The 4,918-nt window shown below is 73.8% G+C and carries 3 protein-coding genes; all 3 read left to right on the top strand.

The genetic code is table 11. The features are described 5' to 3' along the window. A partial coding sequence (locus ON39_RS46125; RefSeq protein ID WP_051187058.1) for a PD-(D/E)XK nuclease family protein occupies nt 1-3,735 on the top strand: 3,735 nt, incomplete at its 5' end. Then, a complete protein-coding gene (locus ON39_RS25485) occupies nt 3,732-3,923 on the top strand; it encodes a hypothetical protein (RefSeq protein WP_040738150.1) in 192 nt (63 codons plus the stop codon). The genes ON39_RS46125 and ON39_RS25485, both read left to right, overlap by 4 nt. Next, nucleotides 3,920-4,918: UvrD-helicase domain-containing protein (locus ON39_RS25480; RefSeq protein ID WP_040738149.1), on the top strand; the 999-nt coding region annotated here is incomplete at its 3' end. The genes ON39_RS25485 and ON39_RS25480, both read left to right, overlap by 4 nt.

Raw genomic sequence — 4,918 nt, 5'->3', positions numbered from 1 at the left:
ACGGGCAAGACGGCCCTGCTTGTCGATCTTGCCGCCGAGCGCATCGCGGCGGGCGATGCCCCCGAATCCGTGCTGGTCCTTGCCCATTCGAAGCAGGCGGCGAGCGCGGCCCGCGACGCCATCACCGCGCGCCTGGCCGGCCCCGACACCGAGGGCGGGGTGCCCGGCGCGACCAGGGAGCCGCTGGCCCGCACCCTGCACTCCTACGCCTTCTCGGTGCTGCGCAGGCACGCGCTGGCGCACGGCAATCCGCCGCCGCGTTTGCTGACCGGTGCCGAGCAGGATGCGGTGCTGCGCGAGATGCTGCGCGGCGATCTGACCGACATCGCGGAGGGCGCGACCGGCCTGTGGCCCGAGCGCCTGCAGCCCGCGCTGGCCCTCGGCGGATTCGCCGAGCAGTTGCGCGATCTGATGCTGCGCGCCACCGAACGCGGCCTCGGCCCCGAGGATCTCGTGCGACTCGGCCGCGAACACGGTAAACCGGAGTGGGTGGCGGCGGGCAAGTTCGCGGTGCGCTATGAGCAGACGATGCTGCTGCGCTGGTCGGTGGGTGTCGAGGCGCCCGAGGCCACCGCGCCCGCGCTGGACGCCGCCGAGTTGATCGGCGCCGCGCTGGACGCGCTGGCCGGGGACGCCGAGTTGCTCGCCGCCGAACGGGCTCGAATCCGGTACCTGCTGGTCGACGACGCACAGCATCTCGACCCGCAGGCCGCGATCCTGGTCCGGGCGATCGGGCACAGCGCGCACACCACCGTCGTGGCGGGCGACCCCGACCAGGGCATCTTCGCCTTCCGCGGCGCGGACGCGCGGTTCGTCGCCGACCTGGCCGCGCCGGACGGGCAGCGAATCGTCTTGCGGGACAACCATCGTTCGGGCGGACCGGTGCAGCTGGCGGTCACCAGGGTCGCGGCCAAGTTGCCCGGCAGTGCGCCGCAACGTTTTTCGCTGCCGAAGCGGGGCGACGAACCTGAGGGCGACACCGAGGTGCGGGTGCGCGTGCTCGCCACCCCGGCCAAGGAGGCCGCGCTCATCGCCGATCACCTGCGCCGCGCGCACCTGACCGGGGGTGTGCCGTGGTCGCGGATGGCGGTGATCGTCCGTTCGGTGCCGCTGTCCCTGCCGCCGCTGCGGCGCGCGCTGCTGGCGGCCGGGGTGCCGGTGCAGCAGCCCGCGCTGGACACGCCGTTGGCGCGGCGTCGGGGCGCGGCGTGGATGCTGCTGTCGCTGCGCGCCTTGCTCGCCGGGGAAAAGGGGTCGGCGTTCGAGCCGGAGGACGCGCTGGACCTGCTCGCGGGTCCGCTCGGCGGCGCCGATCAGATCACGCTGCGTCGCTTGCGGCGCGGTGTGCGGCGCAGTGTGCTGGAGTCCGAGCGCAGCAGGGCGCGGTCCGGCCGGGAGGCCGAGTACTCGGAGCCGGAACCTGAACGGGCGGTGGAGAGTTCGGAGCGGAGCGCGCGGTTGCCCGAGCCGAGTCCGGCAAGCCTCGAGCGGGCCGTCGATGACGACGATTGGTATGGCCTGGAGCCCGAATGGGTTCCGGAGGACGACGAATGGCGTGGCAGCGAGGCCGAGCAGGGCGAGGACGATGACTTTGCGGCTGACCCTGCCGCCCCCGATGGTCCCGACTCGGCCGTGGTCGGCTCCGCGGCGACCGGGACCGATGGACCAGCGTCGTCGGCGGTCGGCCCTGGTGCCGCCGACGCCGGCTTTGAACGGGCGGCGGCCGACCCTGCTATGGCCGAGGTCGACGGCTCTGAAGAAGCGGCGGGCGGCCCCGCTGCCGCCGAGGTTGACGGCGCCGAACGGAGCGCGGCGGACCGTGCCGACCCCGAACTCGCTGGTGCCGAGCGTATCTCGTCCGGTGACGGGAGGTCGCCGGAGCCCACCGAAGACGAGGACGCCCCCGTCGAACTCCGCCACGGCATCGATCAATCCTCCGCAGAGGTGCTGCGGGACTTGCTGATCGGGACCGGCGACACTCGAATCTTGGACCGCCTGACCGACGTTGAAGCCGCGCCGCTGCGCCGTGTGCTCGACGCGTTGGAGCGGGCACGCAAGGCGCGCCGTCGCGGCGCGGGCCTGGAGGACGTGCTGTGGGCCCTGTGGACCGCGTCGCGCCTCGAACGGCGCTGGGTCGGGCAGTCCGAGCGCGGCGGCGCGGTCGGCATGCAGGCCGACCGCGATCTCGACGCCGCCGTCGGATTGTTCGACGCCGCCGCGGGCTACGTGGACCGCCTGCCGCGCGCGAGCATCGAAGGTTTCGTGGAATACCTGACGCAGCAGGAGATTCCGAACGGCGCCGCGCCGCGCACCGCGCCCAAGGAGGCCGTCGCGCTGCTCAGCGCGCACGCCGCCGCCGGGCGGGAGTGGGACGTCGTCGCGGTGGCCGCTGTGCAGGAAGGGATTTGGCCGAACCCGAGGGCGCGCGGCACGCTGCTGAACACCGAGGACCTGGTCGACCTGACCGCGGGCGTCATCGACGGTGGCGAACAGGTGAGCCGCGCGGCGCCGATCCTCGCCGAGGAACGCAGGCTGCTGCTCGTCGCGTGCAGCCGAGCCCGGCGCTCGCTGTTGGTCACCGCAGTGGAATCCGTCTCGGGCGAACGGGATCTCGTGCCCTCCCGGTTCCTCGCCGAGCTGCTCGGGCACGACGAGGACGGCGAGCCGGCCGCGCTGCCGGTCGCCGACCCCGGCCGCGCGCTGGTCATGCATTCGCTGGTGGCCGAGTTGCGCGGCGCCGTCTGCGATCCCGACTCCGACGAGGAGCGCAGGCAGCGCGCCGCCCACCAGCTGGCCCGCCTGGCCAGCGCGGGCGTGCCGGGCACCCACCCCGATGACTGGTACGGCACAGCCGAATTGAGCTCGCGGCGCTCGCTCTGGGAGGACGACGAGAGCGCGGTCGGCCTCTCCCCGTCCACCGTCGAGCTGCTGCGCACCTGTCCGCTGCGCTGGGCGCTGGAGCGTCACGGCGGCACCGACGGCGACAATCCGCACGCCGTCAAGGGCAACCTGGTGCACACGCTGGTGCAGGCGCTGGCGGGGCGGGTGCCCGAGGCACAGGTGCGCGCCGCGCTCGACAAGGCCTGGCGTTCGGTCGATCCCGGCTCCGGCTGGCACTCCCGGCAGGAGCTGCGCCGCACCGAGGCCATGCTCGAGACCTTCATGGCGTGGGTGCGCAACACCCGCGGCGAACTCACCCAGGCCGGCGTCGAGGTGCCGGTCGACTGCGTGCTGCCGCCCCGCACGGAAGACGAACGGCCCGTGCGCATTCGCGGCCGGGTCGACCGGCTGGAGCGCGACGCGCTCGGCCGCTTCGTCATCGTGGACGTGAAGACGGGCAAGTCGCCGGTCACCAAGCAGGCGGCGGTCGACCACGCGCAGCTGGCGACGTATCAGGTCGCGGCCGCGATGGGCGCGCTGGACCAATCCGACTCCGCCGCAGCCGAATCCGCGGACGACCCGGGGACGAGCGATCGGCCCGGCCCGCTCGGCGAGCCGGGCGGCGCGCGACTGGTGTACGTCGCCAAACCGAGCAGCAAGGAGGGCGCCACCCAGCGCATGCAGCCGCCGCTGGACGCCGAGGCCCTCGACAAGTGGCGCGACACCATCCACGACGCCGCCGCCGCCACACAGGGGCCGAGCTATCTCGCCATGCGCAACGACGGCTGCCGCCACTGCCAGGTCGCGGGCAGCTGCCCGGTCCAGGACACCGGTAGGCAGGTGACCGACGAGTGAGCGAGAAGCCGATCCGCGTACCGCTGCCGATCTGCGGACCCGAGTGTCTGTGCTGCTCGGTCATTCCGGAGCGCGCGATCGACGCCGCCGCGCACGCGGGCACCGCCCATCGCCGCGGACTCGGAGGGCGCAGGCGGCGAATGGGCCCGCTGCCGCCGGCGTGCGACGTCGACGAGGCGCAGACGTGACCGGCGTGACGCCGCATCAACTGGCCGAGGCGCTCGGCCTGCCGCCGCCCACCGACGAACAGGCGGCGGTGATCGCCGCGCCCCCCGGCCCGACGCTGGTCGTCGCGGGCGCGGGGGCGGGCAAGACCGAGACGATGGCCGCGCGCGTGGTGTGGATGGTGGCCAATCGGCTCGTGCTGCCCGACGAGGTGCTCGGCCTGACCTTCACCCGAAAAGCCGCGCAGCAGTTGACCGCTCGCATCCGGACCCGGCTGGCGCGGCTGGCGGGCGCGCCGCTGCTGCGCGAGCTCGATCCCTCGGGTCACTTGCGGGCGCAGCTGTCCGGGGCCGAGCCGGAGATCAGCACCTACCACTCGTACGCGGGCAGGCTGCTCACCTCGCACGGCCTGCTGCTGCCCGTGGAACCCTCGGCGACACTGCTCACCCAGACCCAGCTCTGGCAGCTCGCGCACCAGGTCGTGCGCACCTGGGACGGTGATCTGGACACCGACCGCACGCCGGTCTCGGTCACCGAGGCCGTCCTCGCGTTGTCCGGGCAGCTCGCCGAGCACCTGGTCGAGCCCGAGCAGTTGGCCGAGGCGCACACCGACCTGGAGAAGCTCGTGCACACCCTCCCGCCCGGCCCGCGCCAGCGCGGCGGGCCGAGCCAGGCCCTGCTGAGCATCCTGCAGGTCCAACGGGAACGCATCGCCCTGCTGCCGCTCGTGCAACAGTTGGCCGACGCACTACGCCGCCGCGGCGCACTGGATTTCGGCGCCCAGATGTCGCTGGCCGCACGGCTCGCCGCCGAGCACCCCGAGGTGGCCGCCGCCGAACGCGCCCGCTTCCGCCTCGTCCTGCTCGACGAGTACCAGGACACCGGCCACGCCCAACGCGTCCTGCTCGCAGCCCTTTTCGGCGGCGCGCCGGAGGCGACGACCCGCACCGGGCAGCCCACGCGCGCCGGAACAACCACAGCGGCCGCGTCATCGGATAGTGCGCGGGCCGTGCGCGGC

The organism is Nocardia tenerifensis NBRC 101015, assembly GCF_000308715.1.
Classification (GTDB): Bacteria; Actinomycetota; Actinomycetes; order Mycobacteriales; family Mycobacteriaceae; genus Nocardia; species Nocardia tenerifensis.
Note: the sequence above shows the minus strand (reverse complement) of the source record. Positions and strands in the feature narration are given on the sequence as shown.